The following is a 653-nucleotide window of genomic DNA, read 5'->3' on the forward strand; positions in this document are numbered from 1 at the left end:
AAACCAAGAAGAGCCTAAAGATCCATTTGATAGGTTGTTCAGCTTATTGGCACTGAGCAGTTATAGTGCTGATCAAGGAAAGGGGTACACCATGCGTTTTCGATTGCCCAAGCACATTCTTGATGCGGCGATTCGAGAAGGGCAGATGGAACAACGACGTAAGGTCATTAAGTATCACTATGGCCATGCTGTTGCGCCTCATAAGCCATCTGAGGTATTGGTTGTGCTCTAACAACTGATATCGCCAAACCTTTTTGAACATAATAAAAAACCTGCATGCCAGTGGCGATGCAGGTTTTCTGTTTTTAGGAGCAAGCTTTTTTAGCTAGGAGCACGTTCTTATGTCTAGAAGAAAGCTTTTATAGCTTTAGGCCTACTATGATCCAAACACTTTTCTAGCTGCTCACTCCACTATCGCGAAGCGTTACTTCTTCGCTTTTGCAAAGGCTGCCGCAAACGCGCCACCCATAGCACCGTTCTGTTGAGGCTCTTCACGACGACGCTGACCACCTTGCGATTGACGACCTTGCGAGCGAGGCGCCGATGAACGTTGAGCACGCTTATCTTGTCCCGGCTCGTCTTTCATACGCATGCTTAGCGCAATACGCTTACGCTGCACGTCCACTTCCATCACTTTTACTTTCACGATATCG

At 47.2% G+C, this 653-nt stretch carries 1 protein-coding gene and 1 pseudogene; one reads left to right on the forward strand and one right to left on the reverse strand.

Annotated features, from left to right (window positions below; all coding sequences use genetic code 11):
• Positions 1-232, forward strand: a pseudogene (locus KIV40_RS31435) (ATP-dependent Lon protease); the annotation flags it as partial.
• A gap of 192 nt (positions 233-424) precedes the next feature.
• Here KIV40_RS31435 and KIV40_RS31440 read toward each other — a convergent pair.
• Positions 425-653: hypothetical protein (locus KIV40_RS31440; RefSeq protein ID WP_285353223.1), on the reverse strand; the 229-nt coding region annotated here is incomplete at its 5' end.

It is taken from the genome of Vibrio sp. D173a, assembly GCF_030248475.1.